21 protein-coding genes and 2 pseudogenes are annotated in these 22,445 nt (G+C 70.3%); 7 read left to right on the top strand and 16 right to left on the bottom strand.

Features of this window, described 5'->3' with window-relative positions; genetic code table 11:
• Position 1: 1 nt before the first annotated feature.
• Together IE294_RS11695 and IE294_RS11700 are read right to left on the bottom strand one after the other, a co-directional pair.
• Positions 2 to 1,822, bottom strand: a complete 1,821-nt coding sequence (locus tag IE294_RS11695; RefSeq protein WP_189885023.1) for a DUF8823 domain-containing protein — start codon at positions 1,820 to 1,822, stop codon at positions 2 to 4.
• Between the two features lie 203 nt (positions 1,823 to 2,025).
• Entirely contained in the window at positions 2,026 to 4,398 is a 2,373-nt protein-coding gene (locus IE294_RS11700; RefSeq protein ID WP_229917132.1) for a D-alanyl-D-alanine carboxypeptidase, read from the bottom strand.
• 181 nt (positions 4,399 to 4,579) lie between these two features.
• On the opposite strand from IE294_RS11700, the gene IE294_RS11705 reads away from it, so the two are divergent.
• The 3 genes from IE294_RS11705 to IE294_RS11715 all read left to right on the top strand — a co-directional run bounded on the left by IE294_RS11705 (position 4,580) and on the right by IE294_RS11715 (position 6,783).
• Positions 4,580 to 5,335, top strand: coding sequence for a GOLPH3/VPS74 family protein (locus tag IE294_RS11705; RefSeq protein WP_189885025.1), 756 nt, complete (start codon positions 4,580 to 4,582; stop codon positions 5,333 to 5,335).
• 209 nt (positions 5,336 to 5,544) lie between these two features.
• A complete protein-coding gene (locus IE294_RS11710; RefSeq protein WP_189885027.1) occupies positions 5,545 to 6,402 on the top strand; it encodes a helix-turn-helix domain-containing protein in 858 nt (285 codons plus the stop codon).
• A 189-nt stretch (positions 6,403 to 6,591) separates the two neighbouring features.
• Positions 6,592 to 6,783: a DUF397 domain-containing protein gene (locus IE294_RS11715; protein WP_030642837.1), complete on the top strand. Its 192-nt coding sequence runs from the start codon at positions 6,592 to 6,594 to the stop codon at positions 6,781 to 6,783.
• A 129-nt stretch (positions 6,784 to 6,912) separates the two neighbouring features.
• Here IE294_RS11715 and IE294_RS11720 read toward each other — a convergent pair whose 3' ends face one another.
• Entirely contained in the window at positions 6,913 to 7,419 is a 507-nt protein-coding gene (locus IE294_RS11720) for a glutathione peroxidase (protein WP_229917133.1), read from the bottom strand.
• 99 nt (positions 7,420 to 7,518) lie between these two features.
• Positions 7,519 to 8,502, bottom strand: coding sequence for an ArsR/SmtB family transcription factor (locus tag IE294_RS11725; RefSeq protein WP_189885028.1), 984 nt, complete (start codon positions 8,500 to 8,502; stop codon positions 7,519 to 7,521).
• Positions 8,503 to 8,590: 88 nt separating this feature from the next.
• On the opposite strand from IE294_RS11725, the gene IE294_RS11730 reads away from it, so the two are divergent.
• The 3 genes from IE294_RS11730 (at position 8,591) to IE294_RS11740 (ending at position 12,666) form a co-directional block, all read left to right on the top strand.
• Positions 8,591 to 9,793, top strand: a complete 1,203-nt coding sequence (locus IE294_RS11730) for an MFS transporter (protein ID WP_189885030.1) — start codon at positions 8,591 to 8,593, stop codon at positions 9,791 to 9,793.
• 124 nt (positions 9,794 to 9,917) lie between these two features.
• The gene (locus IE294_RS11735; RefSeq protein WP_189885032.1) at positions 9,918 to 10,661 is read left to right on the top strand and encodes a methyltransferase domain-containing protein; all 744 of its coding nucleotides are present in this window, start codon (positions 9,918 to 9,920) and stop codon (positions 10,659 to 10,661) included.
• A gap of 496 nt (positions 10,662 to 11,157) precedes the next feature.
• Positions 11,158 to 12,666 carry an FAD-binding oxidoreductase gene (locus IE294_RS11740; protein ID WP_189885034.1) on the top strand — a complete coding sequence of 503 codons (1,509 nt, stop codon included), beginning with the start codon at positions 11,158 to 11,160 and terminating at the stop codon, positions 12,664 to 12,666.
• 226 nt (positions 12,667 to 12,892) lie between these two features.
• Here IE294_RS11740 and IE294_RS11745 read toward each other — a convergent pair whose 3' ends face one another.
• From IE294_RS11745 to IE294_RS47515, 5 genes and pseudogenes are all read right to left on the bottom strand, one after another.
• Entirely contained in the window at positions 12,893 to 13,081 is a 189-nt protein-coding gene (locus IE294_RS11745; protein WP_189885035.1) for a hypothetical protein, read from the bottom strand.
• A 197-nt stretch (positions 13,082 to 13,278) separates the two neighbouring features.
• Positions 13,279 to 13,614, bottom strand: coding sequence for a deoxyxylulose-5-phosphate synthase (locus tag IE294_RS11750; RefSeq protein ID WP_189885037.1), 336 nt, complete (start codon positions 13,612 to 13,614; stop codon positions 13,279 to 13,281).
• 617 nt (positions 13,615 to 14,231) lie between these two features.
• Positions 14,232 to 14,408 (bottom strand): HGGxSTG domain-containing protein, encoded by a 177-nt coding sequence (locus IE294_RS11755; protein WP_189885039.1) that lies wholly within the window; start codon positions 14,406 to 14,408, stop codon positions 14,232 to 14,234.
• Between the two features lie 589 nt (positions 14,409 to 14,997).
• Positions 14,998 to 15,219, bottom strand: coding sequence for a hypothetical protein (locus IE294_RS11760; RefSeq protein WP_189885042.1), 222 nt, complete (start codon positions 15,217 to 15,219; stop codon positions 14,998 to 15,000).
• Between the two features lie 690 nt (positions 15,220 to 15,909).
• A pseudogene (locus tag IE294_RS47515) lies at positions 15,910 to 16,075 on the bottom strand (DUF5994 family protein); the annotation flags it as partial.
• Between IE294_RS47515 and IE294_RS11765 the strand changes: the two are divergent.
• Positions 16,054 to 16,326: pseudogene (locus tag IE294_RS11765) on the top strand (DUF5994 family protein); the annotation flags it as partial. The pseudogenes IE294_RS47515 and IE294_RS11765 sit on opposite strands and share 22 nt — an antisense overlap.
• 260 nt (positions 16,327 to 16,586) lie before the next feature.
• Here the strand turns inward: IE294_RS11765 and IE294_RS11770 are convergent.
• From IE294_RS11770 to IE294_RS11800, 7 genes are all read right to left on the bottom strand, one after another.
• Positions 16,587 to 16,973, bottom strand: a complete 387-nt coding sequence (locus IE294_RS11770; protein ID WP_189885046.1) for an STAS domain-containing protein — start codon at positions 16,971 to 16,973, stop codon at positions 16,587 to 16,589.
• The gene (locus tag IE294_RS11775; RefSeq protein WP_229917134.1) at positions 16,970 to 17,305 is read right to left on the bottom strand and encodes a hypothetical protein; all 336 of its coding nucleotides are present in this window, start codon (positions 17,303 to 17,305) and stop codon (positions 16,970 to 16,972) included. The genes IE294_RS11770 and IE294_RS11775 overlap by 4 nt, the downstream gene beginning before the upstream one ends.
• A 10-nt stretch (positions 17,306 to 17,315) precedes the next feature.
• Entirely contained in the window at positions 17,316 to 18,020 is a 705-nt protein-coding gene (locus IE294_RS11780) for a DUF5994 family protein (RefSeq protein WP_189885048.1), read from the bottom strand.
• A gap of 212 nt (positions 18,021 to 18,232) precedes the next feature.
• Positions 18,233 to 19,444 carry an HTTM domain-containing protein gene (locus IE294_RS11785; RefSeq protein ID WP_189885050.1) on the bottom strand — a complete coding sequence of 404 codons (1,212 nt, stop codon included), beginning with the start codon at positions 19,442 to 19,444 and terminating at the stop codon, positions 18,233 to 18,235.
• Positions 19,434 to 19,997, bottom strand: a complete 564-nt coding sequence (locus IE294_RS11790; RefSeq protein ID WP_189885238.1) for a DUF5819 family protein — start codon at positions 19,995 to 19,997, stop codon at positions 19,434 to 19,436. Before IE294_RS11790 ends, IE294_RS11785 begins: the two co-directional genes overlap by 11 nt.
• 286 nt (positions 19,998 to 20,283) lie before the next feature.
• Entirely contained in the window at positions 20,284 to 21,612 is a 1,329-nt protein-coding gene (locus tag IE294_RS11795) for an ice-binding family protein (protein WP_189885052.1), read from the bottom strand.
• A gap of 452 nt (positions 21,613 to 22,064) precedes the next feature.
• Positions 22,065 to 22,412 carry a hypothetical protein gene (locus tag IE294_RS11800; protein WP_189885054.1) on the bottom strand — a complete coding sequence of 116 codons (348 nt, stop codon included), beginning with the start codon at positions 22,410 to 22,412 and terminating at the stop codon, positions 22,065 to 22,067.
• Between the last annotated feature and the right edge of the window lie 33 nt (positions 22,413 to 22,445).

The raw sequence follows: 22,445 nt of genomic DNA on the forward strand, positions 1-22,445 counted from the left end.
GTCAGGGCTTGCTCAGTTCGTCGGGGCACGGCGTACCGCGCGGCAGCTGGTACGGCGCGGCCAGCCGGTACGTGCCCGGCTTCGGCGCGAGCAGCGTGGTCCACTTGTCCCCGTCGACGTCCTCCGGCGTGGCCATCAGGCACGCCTTGACCTTCTCGTAGGACTGGCTCCTGCCGTGCTCGTCGACGATGCTCAGCCACGGCGAGTACGGGATCCGGATCAGGATCCGCCCGGCCTTGCGCACCCGCAGCGTCATCTCGCCCTGCTCGGCCCGGTCCACCACCGCGTTCGGCTCGGCGAGCGGCGCCGGATCGGTCACCTTGAACAGCTGCCAGTTCGCGTCGCCCCAGACCTGCTTCAGATACGGCATCCCGCGCCGCAGCAGCTGCCGCTCGCGCACGCCGCCGTCACCGTCCGGGTTGTCCTTCGGCAGCACCACGTAGTGCACGGCCCACCGCTGGAGCCACTCGTGGTAGTTCGCCGAGTTGAGCGTGTCGTCGTAGAAGAGCGGGTTGCGCTCCATGTCGGCCTGCCGGTTCCAGCCGCGGGCCAGGTTGACGTACGGCGCGAGCGCGGAGGCCTCGCGGTGCGAGCGGGCCGGGACCACCTCGACCCGGCCCTTCTCGGCGCCGGCCTTCTGGAGCTCGTTGACCAGCGGGGCGAGTTCCCGCGCCCAGGAGGCGGCCGGGGTGGTGTGGAGGATGTCGTCCACCGACTTGAAGCCGAGCCAGCCGGCGAAGCCGAGGAAGGCCAGCACGGTCACGTACCACTTGCGGGACTTCGGCACGGTGTACGGCAGCGCCGCGATCAGGGTCGCGCCCGCGAACAGCATCGGCAGCCGCGAGATGTTGGACCCGATCTGCGAACTGATCAGCCACACCAGGACGACGGCGACGCTGTAGACGGCGGCGGTCAGCCGGACCGTCACCCACTCCTTCGGCACCAGGAACAGGCACAGCAGGCCGTACGACAGCGGCATGATCACCGAGCCGAACCCCATCGGCTGGGTGCCGGAGAACGGGAACAGCCAGGCCGACACCGCGACCACCGCCGCCGGCGCGAGCCCCAGCGCCCACGCGCCCGGCCGCCGCTTCTGGAGGAACAGGGCGACCGCGACCAGGCCCACGAACAGCCCCGCGACCGGTGAGGCCATCGTGGCGAGCGCCGCCAGCGGGGCGGCGACCAGGGCCTTCGCCCAGCGTTTGAACCGCCACCGGTACGGCCAGCAGAACACCGCCGCGACCGAGCCGAGCGCGAACATCGTGCCGAGCCCGAAGGTCACCCGGCCGGAGATCGCGTTGCACAGGAACGCGAAGACCCCGGCGAGCGAGGCCCACAGCGGGTTCTTCACCGCCCGGCTGCGGATCAGCACCGTGGTCAGCAGACCGGCCGAGACCGTCCCGGCGATCATCATCGTCGTCCGCACACCGAGCACCGACATCAGATACGGCGACACCACGCTGTACGACACCGGGTGCATGCCGCCGTACCAGGCGAGGTTGTACGCCGAGTCCGGGTGCCGGCCGACGAACTCCGCCCACGCGTCCTGCGCGGCGAGATCGCCACCGCTGTTCGCGAACGTGAAGAACCAGATGATGTGCAGCACGCCCGAGAGCGCCGTCATCGACAGCGCGGGGTGCCGGAGCAGCCGCTGTCTGAGCGGTTCCAGGGCGGCGAGCAGACGGGCGCGTCCGCCGGGGCGCGCCCCGGCGTCGGGCCCGGCGGCACGCCGGTCCGGGTCAGTCGTGGACAGACGTATTCGCGGGCCGGATCCCGGGCCCGGATCCGCGTCGTCGGCGTGTGTCGGCTCCGCTGTGGCCACCTGAAGGCACTCCCCGTGTCCCGTCTTCTGTTCTCGGCCGCTTCCCTAGGAGTACCCGGCCGCGTTCCGTTCAGTTCGCCGTCCTGTCCCGGGACCGGCGACCTGCCCCGATTCGTGACGCTAGCACGCACCCCGCCACGGGGCTCCCGGGTGGGGGCTCCATGACGGGGTGCGCGGGGGGCGTACGACCCCGGCCCGGCCGGTCAGCCCAGCCGGGTCAGCTTGGCGCCGATACCGGGCTCCGCCAGGTCCTTCTGGAGGGCCACCGGGACCTTCACCGCACCGGCCGAACCGTCACCCACGGTGAGCGTCCCGACCCGGGTGCCGGCCTTCGCGCTGTGCGGCACGGTCCCGGACGCGAAGGACAGCTTCACCTTCATCCCGGCCCAGCCGGCCGCCGTGACGTCCTTCGTCACCACGACCGGGGTACGGCCGCCGAGCCGGTCGTCCACGTACCCGACGACCTCCCCCTTCTTCACGATCTTCGCCGAGGTCAGCGCGTCCTGGGCGGCGAGCAGCGCCGTCTTGCTGACCGCGTTGACCGTCTTCAGGATCTCCGGCTTGTGCTGGCCGAGGATCGCGCCGACGATCGTCACCGTCTGCCCGCCGACCTGCTTGCGGGAGGCGAAGAGCAGGTTGCCGCCGGCCGCGGTGGTGCTGCCGGTCTTGATGCCGATCGCGCCGATGCGGTACGGCAGCTCGTTGTAGTTGGGCCAGAACTTGCCGGAGGGGTCCGTCCAGCTCGCCGCGCTGCTGATCGCGACCAGGGCCGGGACCTTCACGAACGCGCGGCCCAGCTTCACCTGGTCCTCGGCCGTGGAGACGGTGGTCTCCTTCAGCCCCGAGGGGTCGGTGTACGTCGTGTCGGACATCCCCAGTTCCCTGGCGGTGGCGTTCATCTTCTTGACGAACGCCGCCTCCGAGCCCGCGTCCCAGCGCGCGAGCAGCCGCGCGATGTTGTTGGCGGAGGGGATCAGGACGGCCGACAGGGCCTGCTTCTCGGTGAGGGTCTCACCGGCCTTGACGGTGTCGAGCGTCGACTCGCCGGCCTTGTTGTAGCCGCCCTCCTTCTCGGCCGTCGGGTCCACCTTGATCTTCGGGCCCTCCTCGCCCGCCTTCAGCGGGTGGTCCCTGAGGATGATGTACGCCGTCATGGTCTTGGCGACCGAGCCGATGGCCACGGGGGTCTGCTTGCCGAAGTGCCCCATCGTGCCGACGCCGTCCACGTCCATCCAGCCCTGGCCCTCGCCGGGCCAGGGCAGCTGGGTGCGGTCGCCGGCGAAGGTGTAGCTGTCCTTGCCGGTGAGCGCGAGGGTGGGCGTCGGCAGCGGGCGCACGGCCTGTACGACCGCAAAGATGATCGCCAGGAGCAGGACCAGCGGGGTCCAGATCTTGATCCGGCGCACGAGCGTGCGGACCGGGGTCTCCGGGGGCGGGGGCGTGTTCGTCAGCTCCGCCAGCAGGTCCAGCGGGGGCTTGGGCGGGAGCGGCTGCTGGGTGGTGCGCTCGGGGCCGACCTGCGGGACGGGGGTGGTGGCGTCCGGGGCCTTGGCGTTGGCCTGGGCGGCCGGCTTGCGCAGGTCGTCCTTCAGCGCGACGAACTTGCTGGTGCGTTCGGGGGCGGACTCGGACCCGGAGTCGGACTCGGGGGCGGCCGGCTTGCCGCCGAGCTTGAGCATGGTCGTCGGCTGGTCGACGGGGGGTGTCTTGGGGCGGACGGCCTTGAAGACGGTGGTGGGCTGGTCGACGCCGGTCTTCTTGGGGGCAGGGTCCTTGGCGCCGGTGTCCTTGGCTGGGGGGTCCGTGCGGGGCCCGTCGTCGTCCGCCGCCTCGGCTTCGCCTTCGGCGTCCTCGTTCCCACCCGCACCACCTGTGCGGCTCTCGTCGTCGGCCGCGGGTGGCCCCTGTGGGGCGTCCCCGCCATCGGCGGCCTCCGGTCCGTCCCCGTCCTCAGCCGCCTCGTCCTCGGTGGCCGCCTTGGCGCCTGCCGCGCTCTCCGCGTCCGCGTCAGCGTCCGCCTCGTTCTTCGCGTCAGCGTCAGCGTCCGCGTCGGCCTCGGCGTCGGCCTCGGCGTCCTCGTCCCCGGTCGGTTCGGCGCCGTCGGTGTCCTTCGCCTCGGCCTCCGTGCCCGTGTCGGACGGGGCGTCAGTCTCGGCCTTCGCGTCGGCGGAGCCCTCCGCCGCGGTCTCCCCGTCCGCATCCGCATCCGCGTCGGACGGCTCCTCGGCCTCGCCCTCCGCCTCGGACGAGGCGTCGGCCTTCGGGGCCTTCCCGTCGGTGTCGTCGGCGTTCGCGGGCGTGTCCGGGCTCGGTTCGCGTACCCAGGTCGACACCGCCGCCTGGAGGGCGGTGTCCTCGGGGTCGGCCGACTGCTCCCGCTCGGCCGGGGTTTCGGGTCGTACCGTCAGGACCTTCGTCGCCGTGTCGCCGCCCGACGACTTCCGTTCGCGGGACACCCCGAGACGCGGATCGCGCGCCTCGGGAACCGAACCCGCGCTCCCCGACGTCGGTTCCGCCGACGACTCGCGCTGCTTCGACCTGTCGGGGGACTCGCCCGCCACCGATGCCTCCTCCATGCGCCGCACGCCTTCGCGCGCGCCCTGTCCGAACCATGTACCAGTGTCCTGTGTGAGGACTTGGCCCCTGCGGTAGACGAGAACGACATACCTACCGGTTCCCTCACGAACCGGTCACGCACCCTCGACAGACCAATGTGAGAGGGGTCACCCTGTCATTCATCCACGCGGGGAGGCATGGATGGGCAGGAGCCGCAGAACACTTCCGGAGGAGCTTCTGTTGCTCGCACTGGACCCGGCCACGGGTACCACTGCGCAGCCGCAGTCGCTCGACCTCGGTCTGGCCGGTGCACAGCTAGTGGAGCTGGCGCTGGCCGGACGGATAGCCCCAGACGGGGATCGTATCGCCGTGGTGGTGCCACGGCCGACAGGAGATCCGACTCTGGACTGCGCGTTGGAGTTGCTGCGAAGGCGTGGCGCTCCCGTGCGTGCCGTCCACTGGATCGGCGGGCCCCGGCTGGGGCTCAGGCAGACCTACCTCTCGCATCTGGAGCGGTGCGGCATGGTCGCCGCCGTACCCGGCCAGATGTGCGGGGTGCTGCCGACGACGCGTTACCAGGCGACGGACACCGCCATCAGCCGGGAGATCCGCTCCCGGCTGGACTCCGCGATCCGCACCGGCGTACCGCCGGACCCGCGGACCGCGGCGCTCGCCGCCCTGGCGCACGCCGTCGGGCTCGGCAAGCACCTGTATCCCGGGAACGAGGGCCGGTCGTCCCGGTCCCGGTTGCGGGATCTGATCCGGCACGACCCCATGGGCGGGCTCGTCGCCCACGCCGTCATGGACGTGCAGAACGGCGCGGCGGCCCAGCCGCGCCGCGGCCCGGCCCCGGCCGGCCGGCAGGCCGCGCCCGGCGCCAGGCCCGCGCCGGAACCCGCACGCGGGGTTCCGATGCAGCCGCGTCGCGGGTCCATGGCACGCGCCGTGGCCCACTGAGCCGTAACCCCGGTCCCCACAGACCCGGTTCGGGAGCCGCAGGTCCGAGCGGGGCGGTGAGATCCTCTGGTCTCGCCGCCCCGCTCGACCGCGTCCCCGGCCGCATATCCACGGTTTCCCAGCGGTGGAAAGCGCCTTGGTGGCAGTCTGCTCAACAGCAGATACGCAAAGTGTCAAGCAACAGGCAGGCAGCCGGAGGTGCGCGTCCCGTGGCGTCCAATGTCAATCCCACCGTCAGGCGGCGCCGGCTGGGCCAGGAGCTGCGCAGGCTCCGTGAGCTCAAGGGCATGACGGCCGAAGAGGTGGCGGAGCGGCTGCTGGTGTCGCAGTCGAAGATCAGCCGGCTGGAGAACGGCCGGAGAAGCATCAGCCAGCGCGACGTGCGCGATCTGTGCGGGGTGTACGAGGTCGAGGACCAGCGGATGGTCGACTCGCTGATGGAGATGGCCCGGGACTCCCGGCAGCAGGGCTGGTGGCACACCTTCGGCGACATCCCGTACAGCGTGTACATCGGTCTGGAGACGGACGCCGAGTCGCTGCGGGTGTACGAACCCCAGTTGGTGACCGGGCTGTTGCAGACCCGGGCCTACGCCGAGGCGCTGGTGCAGGGCGCGTTGCCGGAGACGTCGACCACGGAGATCGAGAAGCGTGTCCAGGTGCGGATGCGCCGACAGGAACGCATCACCGCCCAGGCCAATCCGCTCCGGCTGTGGGTGGTGCTGGACGAGGCCGCGCTGAAGCGGGTCGTGGGCAGCCGGCTGGTGATGCGGGAACAGCTGGAGCACCTGATCGAGATGTCGCAGCTGCCGCACGTCACCGTGCAGGTGCTGCCCTTCGACGTGGGCGCGCACCCGGGGCTCAACGGCCAGTACGCGATCCTGGAGTTCGCCGACGCGGCCGACTCCAGCGTGGTGTACCTGGAGGGCGTGACCAGCGACCTGTACCTGGAGAAGGCGCAGGACGTGCAGAAGTACGCCGTGATGTACGAGCATCTGCGGGCGCAGTCCCTCAATGTGGAGGCGTCCCGGAAATTCATCGCGGACGTGGCGAAACTGTACGCCGACTGATCCTGGGTCATGCGGGGCGCGGGATCGTACACCGCCGGTCCACTCCAATGGAAGGCTCACCTGGAATATGCCATCCGGTCGAGTGAACGGCTCCTCCGCAGCAAGCAGTTGCCCGGTAGCGTCGATCACGCCAGTCAGACGACATGGTTGGCGTGAACCGCACTACCGCAACTCGCAACAGGAGTGGACATGGCACTGATTCAGGGCGCTTCGGAGACCTGGATGAAGTCTTCCTATTCCGCGGGCAACGGCGCCTGCGTCGAGGTCAAGTCGCCCACCGCCGCCGAACTCGCCGTACGCGACTCCAAGACGCCCGAGGGGCCGATCCTGGCCTTCCCCGCCGACGCGTGGAACGCCTTCGTGTCCTCGGTCAAGGCGTGAGGGGTTCTCCCTGACCCTGGTCCGCACGACAACTGCACACGCACCACCAGGAGAGCCCTCTCGACCAGTCGCCGTCCTTGCCGAGAGGGCTCACCGCCTTCCACCGGGCCACCGGGGCCCGAGCCGTGCTCAGCCGAGCTGGGCCTCGATCGCGGAGACGACCTCGGCCGACTCCGGCTCGGTCTGCGGCGAGAACCGCGCGACGACCTGACCGTCCCGGCCGATCAAGAACTTCTCGAAGTTCCAGCGGATGTCCCCGCTGTGCCCCTCGGCGTCGGCGAAGCCCACGAGCCGCTCGTACAGCGGATGCCGGCCCGCCCCGTTCACCTCCACCTTCTCCGTCAGCGGGAAGGTCACGCCGTAGGTCGCCGAGCAGAACTCCGCGATCTCCTCGGCGGTGCCCGGCTCCTGCCCGAGGAACTGGTTGCAGGGCACGCCCAGCACGGTGAAGCCCCGCTCGGCGTACTGCTCCTGGAGCTTCTCCAGTCCGGTGTACTGCGGGGTCAGCCCGCACTTGGAGGCCACGTTCACGATGAGGACGGCCTTGCCCGCGAACCGCGACAGATCCGCGGAACCGCCCTGGAGGGCCCCGATCTCGACGTCCAGCGGAGAGCCGCTGTGCTCAGTAGTCGTCATGCCCGGATGCTAGCCCCGCCGGACCATCCCCCTCTGCCCGGCCTCGCCCAGGAGGCGACCGGTTTCCTCGCCCGGTGTCGCCCGGCGTCGCTCAGGACGTCACCAACCCCCTGTGTCATCGCCCCCCGCCTCGACCAGGACCTCGCCGGCCGCCGTCCGCACGTACAGCACCGATCGCCCGGCCCGCCGACGCGTCACCAGCCCCGCCTCCCGGAGCACCTTCAGGTGCCGGCCCACCGAGCCCAGACCCTGGCCGGTCACGGCGGTCAGCTGGGTGGTGCTCAGGGGGGAGCCGAGGAGCACCAGCACCGCCGCCCGGCCCGGCCCGAGCAGCGCGCCCAGCCCGGTGGGCACCACCCGGTCGGCGTTCCCGGCCAGGACACCGGCACAGGGGTAGACCACGGCGTACCGCTCATCGTCCTCCCAGGCCACCCAGCCCGTGCGCTGCGCGGTCACCGGCACGAACACCAGCTCGGCACCGGAGATCTCGCGCGGCGGGTACTCGTGCAGGTTGATCTGGAACCGGTTGTCCCCGAGCCACCGCGTGCCGCCCGGCCGCAGGGAGTCCAGCACGCTCGCCCAGCCGCCCCGGCTCGCCTGCGCGGTCCGCGCCACCACATCCGCCTCCAGCACCCGCCGGCGCCGCCCCCAGTACGGTCGTACGGTCTCCTCCCACACCCACTCCAGCAGTACGGCCGCCCGTTCGGGCAGGTCGTCCCGGTCCAGGTCGGCGGGGAGCGGTCCGGCGAGGGAGAGCCGCAGGTGCGCGCGGGCGTCCGCCGGCCGGGTGGCGCGGACCCGGGCGATCCCGTCCCGGAGGCTCTCGCCGTCGCGGGGCGTGGGCGTGAGGAAGTCGGCGATCCACTCCCGCCCCAGCCCCGCCCGCACCAGCCGGGCCGTCACCGGGTCGGCCGCGAGCGTGTCCCGGTAGGCGGGCAGGTGCGTGCCCAGCCAGGAGTGCTCACCGGGGTGCGTTCCCTGCCCGGCGTGCAGCAGCTTCAGCGCGGCGAAGGTCTCGGCGAGCGGCGAGATGACGAACCGGCTCCGGGCCAGGGTGTCCGCGTTGAGCTGCCACCACCCCACGAGCGCCTCCTCGTACGCCGCGTACGGACCTTTCGCACGACGGCGAAACAATAACGAGCCCGCCGCGGCCCGCCCGAGACTCCGCGACATGCCCGGTTACCGATCCCTGTTCCGCACCCCCGAGTTCACCGCGCTCTTCCTCGGCACCGCCGCCCAGACCGCCGCCGGGACCGTCGGCGGCCTCGCCCTCGGCACGCTCGTGTACCGGGCGACCGGCTCCCCCCTCCTGTCGGCGCTGAGCATGTTCGGTCCGTCCCTCGCCCAGGTGCTCGGCGCGACCCTCCTGCTCTCCGGCGCCGACCGGCTGCCCCCGCGCACCACCCTCACCGCCGTCTCGCTGGCCTTCGCCGCCGGTACGGCGGTGCAGGCGCTGCCCGGTCTGCCGCTCGGCGCGCTGTTCACCGTCGTCCTGCTCCTGGGTCTGGTCGCCTCACTCGGGGGCGGGGTCCGCTGGGGGCTGCTGAACGAGATCCTCGCCAAGGACGGCTACCTGCCCGGGCGTTCGCTGTTCAACATGATGAGCGGGCTCATGCAGATCGCCGGGTTCGCCACCGGCGGCGCCCTGCTCGCCGCCCTCTCCCCGCGGGCCTGTCTGCTGCTGGCCGTGGCCCTGTACCTGACGGCCGCGCTCGTCCTGCGCCTCGGTCTGACCGCCCGGCCGCCCCGGGCCACGGGCCGCCCCTCGCCGTCGGCGACCTGGCGCGCCAACGCCGAGCTGTGGTCGTCCCGTCCGCGCCGCCTCACCTACCTCGGCCTGTGGCTGCCCAACGGCATGGTCGTCGGCTGCGAGTCCCTCTACGTGTCGTACGCACCGCACGCGGCGGGCACCCTGTTCGCGTGTGCCGCGCTCGGCATGTTCGCCGGGGACGTGACGGTGGGCCGTCTGCTGCGGCCCGCGGTCCGGCGCCGGCTGGCGACCCCGCTCCTGCTGCTGCTCGCGACGCCGTACCTGGTGTTCTCCGCGCACCCGCCGGTGCCGGTGGCGGTGGTCTGCGTGACCGTGGCCTCCGCCGGTTTCGGCGCGAGCCTGGTCCAGCAGGAGCGGCTGATGAGCCTGACCCCCGGCGACCTGGCCGGCCAGGCGCTGGGACTGCACTCGGCCGGCATGCTGACCTGCCAGGGCGTGAGCGCGGCGCTGGCCGGCGCGGTGGCCCAGTTCACCTCGCCGGCCATGGCGATGACCGCGATGGCGGCGGCCTCGCTCTGCGTCACGCTGGCGCTGGCCACGGCCGCCCGCCGGACCCCGGCCCGGCCCTCCGCCGAGCCCGCGCGGGAACGCTCTGCGTTCTGACGCCGACGCGGCCGACGGGGCCCACCGCAGGGGCGCCCGACCCCGTCGCTCCGCATCCCGGCACCGGTCGACTCCGGCTCGACAAACGCCCCAACGACCACGGCGGCTCCGCACACTGACCGTCATGGCCCTCTACGACGCACTCGGCGCCGCATACGCCCGGACGCGGCAACCCGATCCGCGGATCGCCGCCCAGATCCATGCCGCGGTCGGGGACGCGACAGACGTACTCAACGTGGGGGCGGGCGGTGGCTCGTACGAACCACCGCGGACGGTGCTGGCGGTCGAACCCAGCCAGGTCATGATCAGCCAGCGTCCGGCGGGAGGCGCTCCGGCGGTGCGGGCCGTCGCGGAGCACCTCCCGCTGCGCGACGGCGCCGTCGACGCCGTCATGGCCCTGCTGACCGTCCGCCACTGGGTCGACCTGGCGGCCGGCATCCGCGAGCTGCGCAGGGTCGCCCGCCGCCGCGTGGTCGTCCTGACGTGGGACCAGCGGATCTTCCGCGAGCGGTTCTGGCTCGTACGGGACTACCTCCCGGAGGCAGCCGCGTTCGACGACAGCCGGGCCGTCCCGACCGACCGGCTGATCGACCTGCTCGGCGGGGGCCGCCAGGAGCCGGTCCGCATCCCCCACGACTGCGTCGACGGCTTCGGGGCCGCGTACTGGCGCCGCCCGCACGCCTACCTCGACCCACAGGTGCGCGCGGGGATCTCCATGCTGGCCCAGACCGGCGACGACGCGCTCGCGCCGGGCCTGACCCGGCTCGCGGACGACTTGGCGGCAGGCCGCTGGCACACCCGCCACGCCGAGTTGCTCGGGCTCGAAGCGATGGACGTCGGTTACCGGCTGATCGTGGCCGACCACTGACCAGACCACTGACCAAAGGGACCCGTCACAGACGCAGCTCCCGAGGCGGGCTCTCCGCGGCCAAGCGCAAGAACACGCCGCGCCGCACTCGTGGATGCCGCTGGAGGCCATCTAGGTCGAAGAGTTACAGCAGGTGTGGACTCGGTGAGCGCGCTGGACAACCCCTTGGGAGAGGCCGGGGCGTCCCGCGGCTTCCCACACCGGGCCGGCGGCTGCCCGTGTGCCCGCCGGCCCCTGGCGACCGCAGGCAGCCCGGCCACGGGTCGCCCGTCAGACCTCCGCGCGGCTCACAGTGCCTCCCCGGTTCACCGTTACGCGGACCGGTTCCGTCTGGGCGCGGCCGGCGCGGGAGGTGCGGGGCTACGGCGTCAGGCGCCTGGTCCGAGGCCGCGAGCGTGTCGAGACGGTGCACCGGGAGCGCCCTTGCTAGCGTCCGCTTCGCATGAAGTCCATAAAGGACTGATTTGCACCCATTGGCGGTGAGAGGACAGGGACCATGAACGACTTTTCCCGTCGCGGACTGCTCAAGACGACGGCGGTCGCAGGTGCCGGCGCGGTCGTAGTGCCGGCCGTCGCGGCGGCCGAAGCCCCCGGTGCGAGTGCGGTGACCGAGGCCACCGTGAGCGGGGGGCACGGGGCACAGTGCCGGCCGGCGAAACTGACCGGCCGCATCGTCCGCCCCGACGACCCCGGGTACACGGACGCGCGCCTCGGCTGGGACCAGCTCTTCTCCCACTATCCGCTGGTCATCGTCTTCGCTCAGAACACCCAGGACGTGGTCAACGCCCTGACGTGGGCGCGGCAGAACGACGTCGCGCTGCGCGTGAGGAGTGGCCGCCACAGCCTGGAGGGCTGGTCGAACGTCGACAACGGCCTCGTGATCGACATCAGCGAGCTGAAGTCGGTCCACATCGACGCCTCCGCTCGTGTCGCGACGGTCGGCGCCGGACTCAACCAGCTGGAAGCGGTGACCACGCTCGCGAAGCGGAACTTCGCGGTGACGACCGGTACCGAAGGCAGCGTGGGCCTGGCCGGCGCGACGCTCGGCGGCGGCTTCGGCTTCCTCACTCGCTGGCTCGGCATGGCCTGCGACAGCCTGATCGGCGCCGAGATCGTCGTCGCGGAGGGCGGCGAGTGCGCCAAGGTGATCAAGGTCGATCTGCACCACCACGCCGACCTGCTCTGGGCGCTGCGCGGAGCGGGCAACGGCAACTTCGGAATCGTCACCTCGCTCACCTACAAGCTGGCCCCGCTGAAGAGCGTCACGTATCTGACGGCCACGTGGGACGGAATCGGCGACCTGCGCAGGGTCTTCCAGGCTTACCAGCGCACGATGCCGTTCACCGACAACCGCCTCGGCACCCAGCTCGAAGTCCACCCGCACCAGATCCTGCTGTTCGCCGTTCTTCCGGAAGGAACACCCGCGGAGGCGAAGAAGCTGCTGGCCCCCCTCCTGTCGATCGACAGCCCCAAGGTCAAGACGCAGGTGGGAAACTGGGGCGACGTGTATGCGGGATTCCAGACCCCGATCACGCTCGAACCCGCGAACTGGAAGTTCTCCTCGCAGTTCGCCAAGAAGCCGTTCCCGACCAAGGCGATCGACGTGATCGCCTCGTTCATCAGGAAAGCCCCTACGGACGACAGCAACTACTTCGTCCAGGCGTTCGGGGGCACGGTCAGGAAGAGCCCCCGCGGCGGCACGGCGTTCCCGCACCGCGACGCGCTCTTCTACGCCGAGCCCGGCGCCGGCTGGGGCAAGCGCAGTGACCGGCCGGGCGTCTGCGACCCGCTCACCCCGCAGGCCCAGGCCTGGATCGCCGAATTCAGCCAGGCACTGCGGCCCTACGTGGACGGCGCCTACGTCAACGTGCCGAACATCGGCATGCAGGAGTGGGAGACCGCCTACTGGGGCTCCAACTTCGGCCGACTGCGCAGGATCAAGGCGGATTACGACCCCCGCAATGTCTTCCAGTACGACCAGAGCATCCCGCCCGCGTCCTGCTGAACGAGCCGTCCTGAACCCCCTCCTGCCGAAGAGCGCGGTGAGGGGGCTCAGTTATGACCTGTCCGTCCTGAACCTCTCGCCCGACAGTCGCTTCGTCCGCAACTGCGCCCTGCGCCCTGCGCCCTGCGATCGAGAACACCAGCAGCCTCGCCCCGCGTCGAAGGACGGAATTCCGATCGGAGTCGTACCGCCCCGCAGCGCGTGGCTGCGGGGCGCCTGGTGGGGTTCAGTCGACCATCTGCCCGTCGTACCTACCGCCACTGCACGTGTTGTTCGCCCAATTGACCGTTCCGCCGCCCTGCTCACACTCGCCCGGGGTGAGGCTGGCGGCGGTGGCGGTGGCGGCGCCTGTGAGGCCGAGTCCGGCGAGGGCTGCCGTGGCGATGACGGCGGCGAGGATTCGTCGAATGCGCATTTGGTTCGCCTTTCACGGATTGCCTCGATTGGGACACTACTCAGCCAATTGTTCATCCATGTGGGCGACACGTCATGTTGGGCCGTCGGGGGGACATTGCCGTCGGGAGCGGGGCCGGTGACGCGCCCCGTCATTCAGGCCCTCGCGGGCGGTGCTGCGCGTGGCTACCTCGCGTCCCGCCCCCTGCTTTCGGGCCGCTAGGGCAGGTTGCGACGGACCAACGCCTGAGCGAATGGTTCTCCGGTGGCCCGGGCATAGGCCATCCGCTCGCGCACCTCGCTGAGGGTGCGTGGGCGGTAGCCGGGGCCGCCGCAGCAGCTCTTGTGGAAGCGCACACCGGCGTGCAGCAGCACGGAGAGGGTGCGCCAGGCGGCGGTGTCCCGCCCCTTGGGTGCTGCGAAGGCGGAGCCGACGTGGATCAGTGGTTCGGCGCAGCGTGGACAGACACGGCCGTGGTCGTGGTAGCCGGGGTAGGGCTGCTTGTACGAGGCCCGGCAGGGCAGGCAAACGTACGACGTCTTTCCATGGGCCATGCGGGAAGCGTAGAGCCGCCGCAGGTCGGACTCGACAGATTTCCGGCATGCTGCGTCGCCTCTTCAGCAAGGTGGGCCGGCGACGGGCGACCGTACGTGCTTCTACTCGTGGCCGCGGAGTTCTGCGTCGAGGGCGTCGGCAGCGTCCCCGTCGGCCCGCCTCGCGTGCAGCACGACGGACGTCCCTCAGTCCGCCCATCTCCTCAAGATCGCCGCTGCTCAGGATCAGCTGTCCGTGGCAGCCCCGGTAGCGAGGCCCAAGGGAAGCCAGCATCAGGCTCTCCGAGCGGTCGACCAGCTTCTCGTACCGACACCGGACCAGCTCATCTTTGACGGGCATGCTGCACAGCTCCCACCATCGGTGCGCACGGCATGTGTGCCATATGTGCGCTGCGAGTACGAAGGCCCTTCCGTCCGTCGGACGGAAGGGCCTCGACCAGGCGTTCCTCTGTGCCCCCGGCAGGATTCGAACCTGCGACACCCGCTTTGGGAGTTCGGTCTGATCGCCTGTCCGCCCGTGCTGCGTGGGGCGGCCGTGGCCGTGTCAGACTGCACCGCGCCGCCGCTGTCCGCTGTCGCTGATGTCAGCCATGGATGTCACCTCACACCGGCTGGGGTCACTTGCGCCGCTTGCGTGTCTTCGCCTTGCGTTCGGCTTCCTTGCGCTTCTCGATGGTGTACGACGACCACTCGCCACGGTGCAGGTTGCATCGCGACGCACCGACCATCGCCAGCCGCCGGCACCGAGTGCCCTTCTCCGTGAGCGCTCCACACCTGGACTGCGTACGAGCCACGTCTCCCACCCCCGGTCTCGACCGTCGTGCGGACCAGTGCAGGATTGCCGGGCACATGTCCATAGTGGAAGGCGCACTGCTCCGCGCAGCGGTGCACGGCGGCCCAAGGAGGTTGCTCAGGGGCGCACGCTTTCCAACTGTGGTGGTGGGGTCCTGGGCATCGTTCGGGGCCGTTCACCTGGGTTCATGGGCGGATGGCCACTGGCGTGGGGACGGCTCCGGGTCTCGTCTGAATGACCGTGAACGGGGCTGAATGAGACGGAAACTGAGACGGCCGCGCTCCTCCGCAGCATGGGAGACGGCCCGCGGCCGGCTGCCGAAGTCACCGTCATTCGTGGAGCTAAGCCACCTTGGGGCGCGCCGCACGCATGCCTGAGGCGGGCTCCTGTGCATCGTCGAGTAGGAAGATCTCGTCTTCCCTGAAGTCTGGGGCCTGGAAGGGGTTTGTCGTCGGAGGCGGCGATGCCGCAGTGGAGTAGCGGGGTTGCTTTTCCAGAGCGGAGAACAGCGACGTGGGATTGATGAGAGGTCTCTCTTTCGTTACAGGTCCCTCATGGGGCCTGGAGTGCCGTGACCGGGCACAGTGGTCCTACAGCTTGGTCATCTTGGCGTACGGGCTCAAGATCCGCATTTGCGCCGAGCCGAAATCCACCAGCGCCGCGATTCCGTCCTCGACGCTGATTACCCGGCCGAGACCGTGCACGTCATGGGTAACCTGGTCGCCCGTGGCGAAGTGCTTGGGAGCCGGTGTGACCGGGGCCTTGAAGGGGCTGGTAGGCAAGTGACGCTTCGGTGCAGCAGGCTTTGTCATGACTCAGTATGAGCCTACGTGTATCCCGCTCGCTGTGGCCGTCGACACAGATCCGGACGAGAGCAACCGCGTCATGCCACTGACCTGCGGTTTCGAGACTTGGTGAGGCGAAACTCGGCCGCAGACTCCTTCGCTGACCGTGGCTGATCTCTGTACTTGGCACGGTTGGGGCACGAACCTCAGCCGACGACAGTCAGCCACGATGGTGAGTGCGCCGACCGATCAGGCGCGCGGGCGCTCCCGCCACGCGTGGCATCCGTGGCACGAGAAAGGCCCCCCGTTCGAACAGAACGGGGGGCCTCTTACCCCTCTGACCTGCTGTTCAGGTCTGTGCCCCCGGCAGGATTCGAACCTGCGGCACCCGCTTTAGGAGTTTTCTCCGAAGGCGCCTGTGACCTGCGGAAACGCTCGCTACAGGGCGCCTGGCCTGGGAAGACACTCCTCCGTGGTTCTCGTGTGGTCACGGGGTTTCCCGGCTTCATGTGTGCTGGATCCGTTCCGGTCGGGGCCGGTCGACAGAAGGGCGAGTTCAGAGACGCCGGCGCGCGTGGCACCAGGAGTAGCGTGGCAGCTGCGAGGCGGTCCCGTTGTCGCACCTGCCCTACAGACGGGTGGTCCTCATGACCAGCTCGGATACACCTCCTGTTCCCCGGCGTCTGCCCAGCGCTCACCGGGCCGAGGGGGGGCGATGAGGGCACTCAGCAGGGCGGGCAGCTCGGCAACCCATGTCGCGCGAGCGCGGCCACCACGCACCATCGAGGACACCTTCACGTGATGCGGTCGTCTCCAGCCGGAGAAGCGCACAACCCGGCCGAACGGCCTCGTGGACACCCCCGCGTGGGGCTGGACACCGCAGCTTGGGAAGGTCTCCCGACGCGTATCCTCGTGGACGACCGCGTGGTCCACATCGATTCCTTCCTGGTGGGTGACAACACGGTCCTGATCACCCGGGGCGACCGGGACATCTTCTCGCTGCTGGTGGTCCCGCCGGACGCGGCACCGGACGCCGCCCGCACCGCGATGGCCCAGGCGGTCCGGGCGGACAACATCAGCCAGGCGGAACAGATCCTCATCGACACCGGGAGCGGGCGCGGTTCGCCGGGCTGACGGGTCACCGCCGGGCGCGACCGGCGCAACGGTGTCGGGACGGCGGGGGCGATAGGTCAGCCGCGCCGCTCGACCAGCGCAGGTCTTCACGACCGCCCCGAGCCATCCACGCCGCGGTTCCCTCAAGAGAGGCATTCCGTCATGGTCCTATTCCTGAGCGTGCTCGTCGCCGCAGTCGCTCTGATCGCCATCGGGGCCGGCGTCGTCGGCACGCTCTGTCTGACCTCCGCCGGTGTACTGCCCCTCATCGCCGATCTGCTCTACCTGGCGGCCCGCTCCGTGTGGCGATCTCCTCGGCGCCCGGCCCGCTGAGGCCGCGCTCCTCCCGGTCTCGTCGCACGGAGCAGACGGGCAGAGCCCGTGTCCGTGAGCAGTCGTTCGGTCTGCGGGCAGGGGTGGTGCAGCCGCAGGGACGCGTGGGTCTCGGCGGCGTGCCGTGACACGTCGAGGAAGACGCGCAGGCCGCTGCTGTCACAGCGGTCGACGGTGGTCAGATCGACGTCGATGAGGATGATGCCGTCCTGCAGGCACCCCTCCAGCGCGGCGCGCACCTGGGGCGCGGTGGAGGGGTCGATCACACCGGCCAGGGTGACCAGTGCCCGCCTGTCCCGGTCGTGCCGGTAGATGTTCAGCTGTGGAAGAGTCATGGCGCCTCGGTTCGGAAGTTGCTCAGATGCCCCGGTCCGCGGGTCCTGGCCGCGCCCCGCCCGGTCCGGGGCCCGGCTGTAACGCCGGTTCGCGTCGCCGCGGGCGGAGCCGACGGCTCCGAGGCGCGGCCGGGCGGCCGGCTGGGAGCCCGGATGATCACCTGAAGTGCGGGGTACGGCTGTGGCGCACAGCGGCCGCGGCGGCCGGGCCGGGGGGTGCTGTACCGGTACGCGGCGATCCTGTCGGCGTGCTGGAGGTCGAGCCGGTGGATCACGTACGCCGCCACTGCGGCGAGGACCAGGAAGGCGGCGGTCGTCAGGAAGGCGTTCACGGCGGCCACCTCACATACCGATGATCAACCGGCTGACCGGCCCCGGCGTACCGGTCTGTCCGGGAACGGTCGCGGACACCGCCGAGGCGCCGCCCTCGTACTCCCACGCCTCCTCCGCGTCCAGTGGCCGGTCGGTGGCTGAGACGCCGTGCCGGGCGTCCTCCGCTGCGATCAGAGCGCTTGCGGTCAGGGGCGGGCCGTCGTCCTCGGACGCGGCTGCCATCAGCCGGGCCGCCGACTCCGCTCCGGTCCCGGGCGGGACGACGAGGAGATCGAAGCGGCCGGTGCCGTAGGAGAGCAGCAGCAGCTTGTGCGGGTCGATCTCCGGGGTGAACCAGCCGACCTTGACGATGTGCCCGCTCACGGGAATCTTGCGGGGGATGACCGGCCAGTGCTCAGGGTTGACGGCGATGCGGGTGATGCGGCCCCAGAGGGGATCCAACACGTCCGTGAGCGCGGGCAGTTCGCTCAGCAGATCCCGGGACCGGGGCCACCAGGCTCCGTCCAGGAGTCCCCGGGAGGTGCTGGCGGTCTTCAGTGCGAGACGCGCGGCCGGGGCTGCGACGGGCTCGGCGTGCGGCAGGGTGGGAAGCAAGGTCGCCGACATGATGCGGACCCGTCTCCGGGCCGCCTCCGCGGCGGCCCGGGTTTCATCTTTCGCCGGGGACGACCCGGCGTGGAAGCCGGTGTGCGGGATGCCCTCGGTACTGTCCACACTACTCCGCGTTTCGCTGCGGCGCGGAGCGGCGGCCGCACGGATGTGGAGTACCGGCGGGGTATCTCCCGCACTGTCTCAGCGCGTGCCGGAGTTTCCGGGACTGTGTTCCGGGTTCCGGTCCTGCGCCCCCGGTGCGCGGGGAGTCGCTGTTGTGCGAGGAGCGTTCACCAGTTGGGCGGTCCCTTCCTGATCACGGGTCCGCGCGGCTTCTACTGCGCCACCGTCGGGCCGGACGGTGGCGGACCGGCGTGACCGCTCGCCGGGCGTGACACCGGCCTGTACTCCTCCCGGCCGTCCGGGTGGCCGCCCTGCTGGGGGACGGACCCGAGCCCTGTTCCCTGCCCCGGCGCCGGCACGTTGCCTCGGCTGGCACTGCGCCGAAGGAGGTGAGGCAGGAATGTGTAGAAGCGGTCGGGGAGGAACACTGCGTCAGCGACGATCATCGTGCCCGAGAAGAGCGGCAGTCCGAGAACCACGGCGATGGCGACGTGCATGCCCAGCAGCACGGCCAGGACGGGGTACTTGAGCCGGCCGAAGAGCACGAACGGAAAGGCGACCTGGGTGAGAACGGTCAGATAACCGACGACCGCCATCGCGAGCGGATACCGGTCCATGGCGTGGGACAGCTCGGGCCACGGCTGGAAGAGCTCCAGGTTCAGCACATAGTGCAGGGCGGTGCCGTCGTCCCAGAACGAGCCCTGAACCTTGTACAGACCGGCCGATCCGTACAGGAAGCAGACCTGCGCCGCGATCACGAGGACGCCGCAGTTGTGCACCACGGTGACCAGCGTCCGGCGGGCCGCACGCAGGTCCTCCGCGACAACGCTCCGCGTCCGCGCACCGTCCGTGCGCGCCGCCTTGATCCGCTTTCGGCGTGCGTCCAGGGACCAGCGCCGACCGCACGCGGTGAGCACGAGGTAGAGGGCCATCAGGAGCAGGAGATTGTCGCCCCCGTCCGTCATGAAGATCGCCCTGGCGTGGAAGGAGACCACCACGGCGGCGAACAGCACGGACGTGGCCCGGGTCCGCCAGCCCAGCATGAAGAGCGCGGACGTCAAGAGGGCCAGCACATAGCAGAGCTCGAAGTAGGCACGGCTGTCCGACAGGAGCAGGAAGCTCCACCAGCCTGTCTGGTCGAAGAGCTGTGCCGCCAGTGCGGGTGTCCACGGGGAGCCGGGACCCCAGATTTCGTACCGGTGGGGGAACTCCCGCAGGAGGAAGACCAGGTAGAGCAGCCCGTACCCGATCCGCAGAACCGACGTGGCGTACAGGGACACCGGTCGGCCGGTGAGAAGGTCCCAGACGCCCTCGGTCCGTGCGAGGAGCAGACGGTGGACGGTGGCGGGGACCGATGCCCCGCCCACGGACCCGCCAGGTACGGTCGTGGTGGCCGGGAGTTCGCGGACCTGCTCATTTCCCATGGGGGGTCACCTTCCACCAGGGCAGGAGCCGGTTCTCCACCGGCGTGGGCGGCCGCCGCCCGGCCGCTGTGCCGGGCGCGGCGACGGGTGCTGTGACGACCCGGAGCTGGATGAACTCGAACGTGCCTCCGCGGTGACCGGCGACGCGGGCCGCGGCGATGTTGCTCAGGTACTTCTGCATCATCGCGGCCCGCGGCGAGCGTGCCGTGTCGTCAGCGCCGTGTGTGTCGACGTAGGAGGTCCAGGCACGGCGCAGGAGGTTCTGAGCTGTGTGGCTGGGAAACGGGTCGTGTTCGACGGCGGCACGATCCAGGGTGGTCAGGTCGATCCAGGGGCTGACCCGCGTCGAGCCGTCGTGCCCGGTGTGCGCGGTCCTCGCCCACACCCTGTGATTGACGGAGTCGGGATTGGGTGCGAAAAGCCGCCAGTTCTGTTCGAAAAGGGGGTACACCCACGCATCGACCTGCCGGCTGTACCGCTGTGAGACGGGATTGGGGGGCGCCACATGGAGAAAGACGGCACCGAGATGAACCAGGGTCGTCACCACGCACATGAGGACGGCGGTGTGCAGCCCCGCTCTCAAGACCCTGGCACCACGGGACCGCTCGCGGGGCGGTTCGGCGTCCTTTCGCCGTTCCCCCGGCAGCGGGCCGGCATCGGTCCGTCGGTATTCCCTTACGTGTGCTGAATCAGTTCCGCTCGACACCGCCCACCTTGCTTTCTCTGTGTTCGCTGCCTGGCGCCCGAGGATTTCCGCGGACCGGCATCGGCGGCGTGCGGCGGAATCGAGAGATCCCGCCGCACGCCGTCATCCGGTGTACGGGCTCGCAACCTGCCGACTAGCTTTCGTGGCCTTCCTGACCGTCGGACTTCGGTGCGTCGCCGTAGCCGTAATTGCCGAAGTCGCCGTAGTCGCCGTAGCCATGACCGTTGTTGTCGTCCGGCCGATCACCATGGCCGTGGTCCGGCTTGCCCGGCGCGCCCTGATGTTCCTCGCCCGGCTTGCCGTGGTGGTCATGCCCGACACCGTGGTCCGCTCCGCCGTGCTCACCCGGCTTGCCGTGGTGTTCACCGGGTTGGCCGCCGCCGTTCTGACCCGCGGTGTTTCCGGCGGTGTTGCCCGAAGTGTTGCCCGTGGTGACGTTGTTGCCCGCGGTGTTGCCCGACGTGTTCCCGGTGGTCGCGCCGGCCGTCATGTTGACGCTCGGCCCGCCCAGGAGACCACCGCTGACCAGGCCGCCGCTGACCAAGCCTCCACCGATCAGACCGGTGGTGGTGCCGGTCGTCGATCCGGTGGTGGTGCCGGTCGTCGATCCGGTGGTGGTGCCGGTGGTGGTGCCGGTCGTCGATCCGGTGGTGGTGCCGGTCGTGGTGCCGGTCGTCGTTCCGCTGGTGGTACCAGTCGTCGTGCCACTGGTCGTTCCGGTCGAGCAGGAGTTGAGGAAGATCCGGTTGGTGTCGAGCGTCACGGCGCCGTTGCGAGCCAGCGCCCGGCCCTCGATGTTGGTCCCCGTGGTCACGTGGATGTCCGTCAGAGCCATGATGGTGCCCACGAAGGTGGAGTTCGTCCCGAGGGTGGCCGAACTTCCGATCTGCCAGTACACGTTGCACGGCGAAGCGCCGTTCGTCAGGAGTACGCGGCTGGAGGAGGCCGTCGTCAGGGCCTCCGGAATCTGGAACACCCACACGGAGTTCGGGTTTCCTCCGGCGTCCAGGATCAGATCGCCGGTGAGGCCGACACCCGAGGAAGCGGTGTAGACGCCCGGAAGCAGCGTGGTGCCGTTGCCGATGCCCGCCGCGAGTGCGAAGTCCGTGGCCTGGCCAGCCGCGTTGTTGTACGCCGTGACCAGGTCGGACTTGGCCTGAAGCGCCACGGCGTCGGCGGCGTGCACAGCGCCGAGCACCTCGCCGGGCGGGAAACCGGTGATGGACGGGTTCGGGTGCGTCCCGAGGTCGTGACTGATCACCGTGGGGCCCGTGTTGGTGACTCCCGCGCCCGCCAGAACGGAGAAACTCGCCGCCGTGGCCAGCGGTACCGGCGTGGCGATGGCGACTGCCTGGGCGGGTGACAGGACGACCATCGCGGCGGCGACCGTGGCGGCGACGGCCGAGGCCAGCAAGCCGGGCACGGTACGCCGACGAGCCATTTCAGGGATCTTCAGCTTCATCAGGAGGCCATTTTCTGTGGGGGGCCGTGGCATGCCGGGCCCTAATCAAACGCCCGGGGAGCCTTGATCTGGTCGTGCATATTACGGAGGAATCTCACAGGTGCCGCAGAGAACGTGCGAGAGTCGCGATTTCCGGGCATTGAGCCGCCGAATGCAGGGCAATTTTTGGGGTGTTCATTTATCCGATCATCCACTGTGTTGGCCTGGTTCAGCCCCGGTCTCCGCACCTCCCGGCCCACTGCTCGGACCCGTCGGCCGAGGAGAATGACAAGGTCACAGTCCGTTTTTGCTGTCCTGCGCACACGGGGGCGTGGCGGTGATCGACAGGCGTCTTCCTGTGGCAGCCTTCGGACCCGGCAGTGACGTGAGGTCGGAGGTACACACCGCTCATGGCGGCGAAGGGGCACCCAGCCGTGCTGATGCGGTGGGGTGCCCCTTGCGTCTTTCTCGGGTCAGGTCAGTCGCGGCCGGCGGCCTTCCTCCCAGGCCCGGTCAATCGCAGCAGCGGCCGCATTCCCAGCCAGCCGCTCGATCTCCTCGGGTACCTCGCGCTCGTCGAGGACGAAGAGCCTTCCGCCGACGAGGTGAGTGGTCGCCTTCCAGCCGAGACGTCGTCCCGCCTCCCTGGCAGCACGTCGGACGTCTTTGAGCTCGCCCATCTCCGCAAGATCGTCCGTGCCGAGGACCAGATGCCCGTAGTAGCCCTGGTACTCCGGCTTCAAAGCGCCCTGCATCAGCGACTCAAGCCGCTCCACCAGCTTCTCGTACCGGCGCCGGGCCAGCTCGTCCTTCGCGGGCATATCGCACAGCTCCCCACCTCTGCCCGCAGCCCG

This window comes from Streptomyces canarius (genome assembly GCF_014650735.1).
GTDB lineage: Bacteria > Actinomycetota > Actinomycetes > Streptomycetales > Streptomycetaceae > Streptomyces > Streptomyces olivaceoviridis.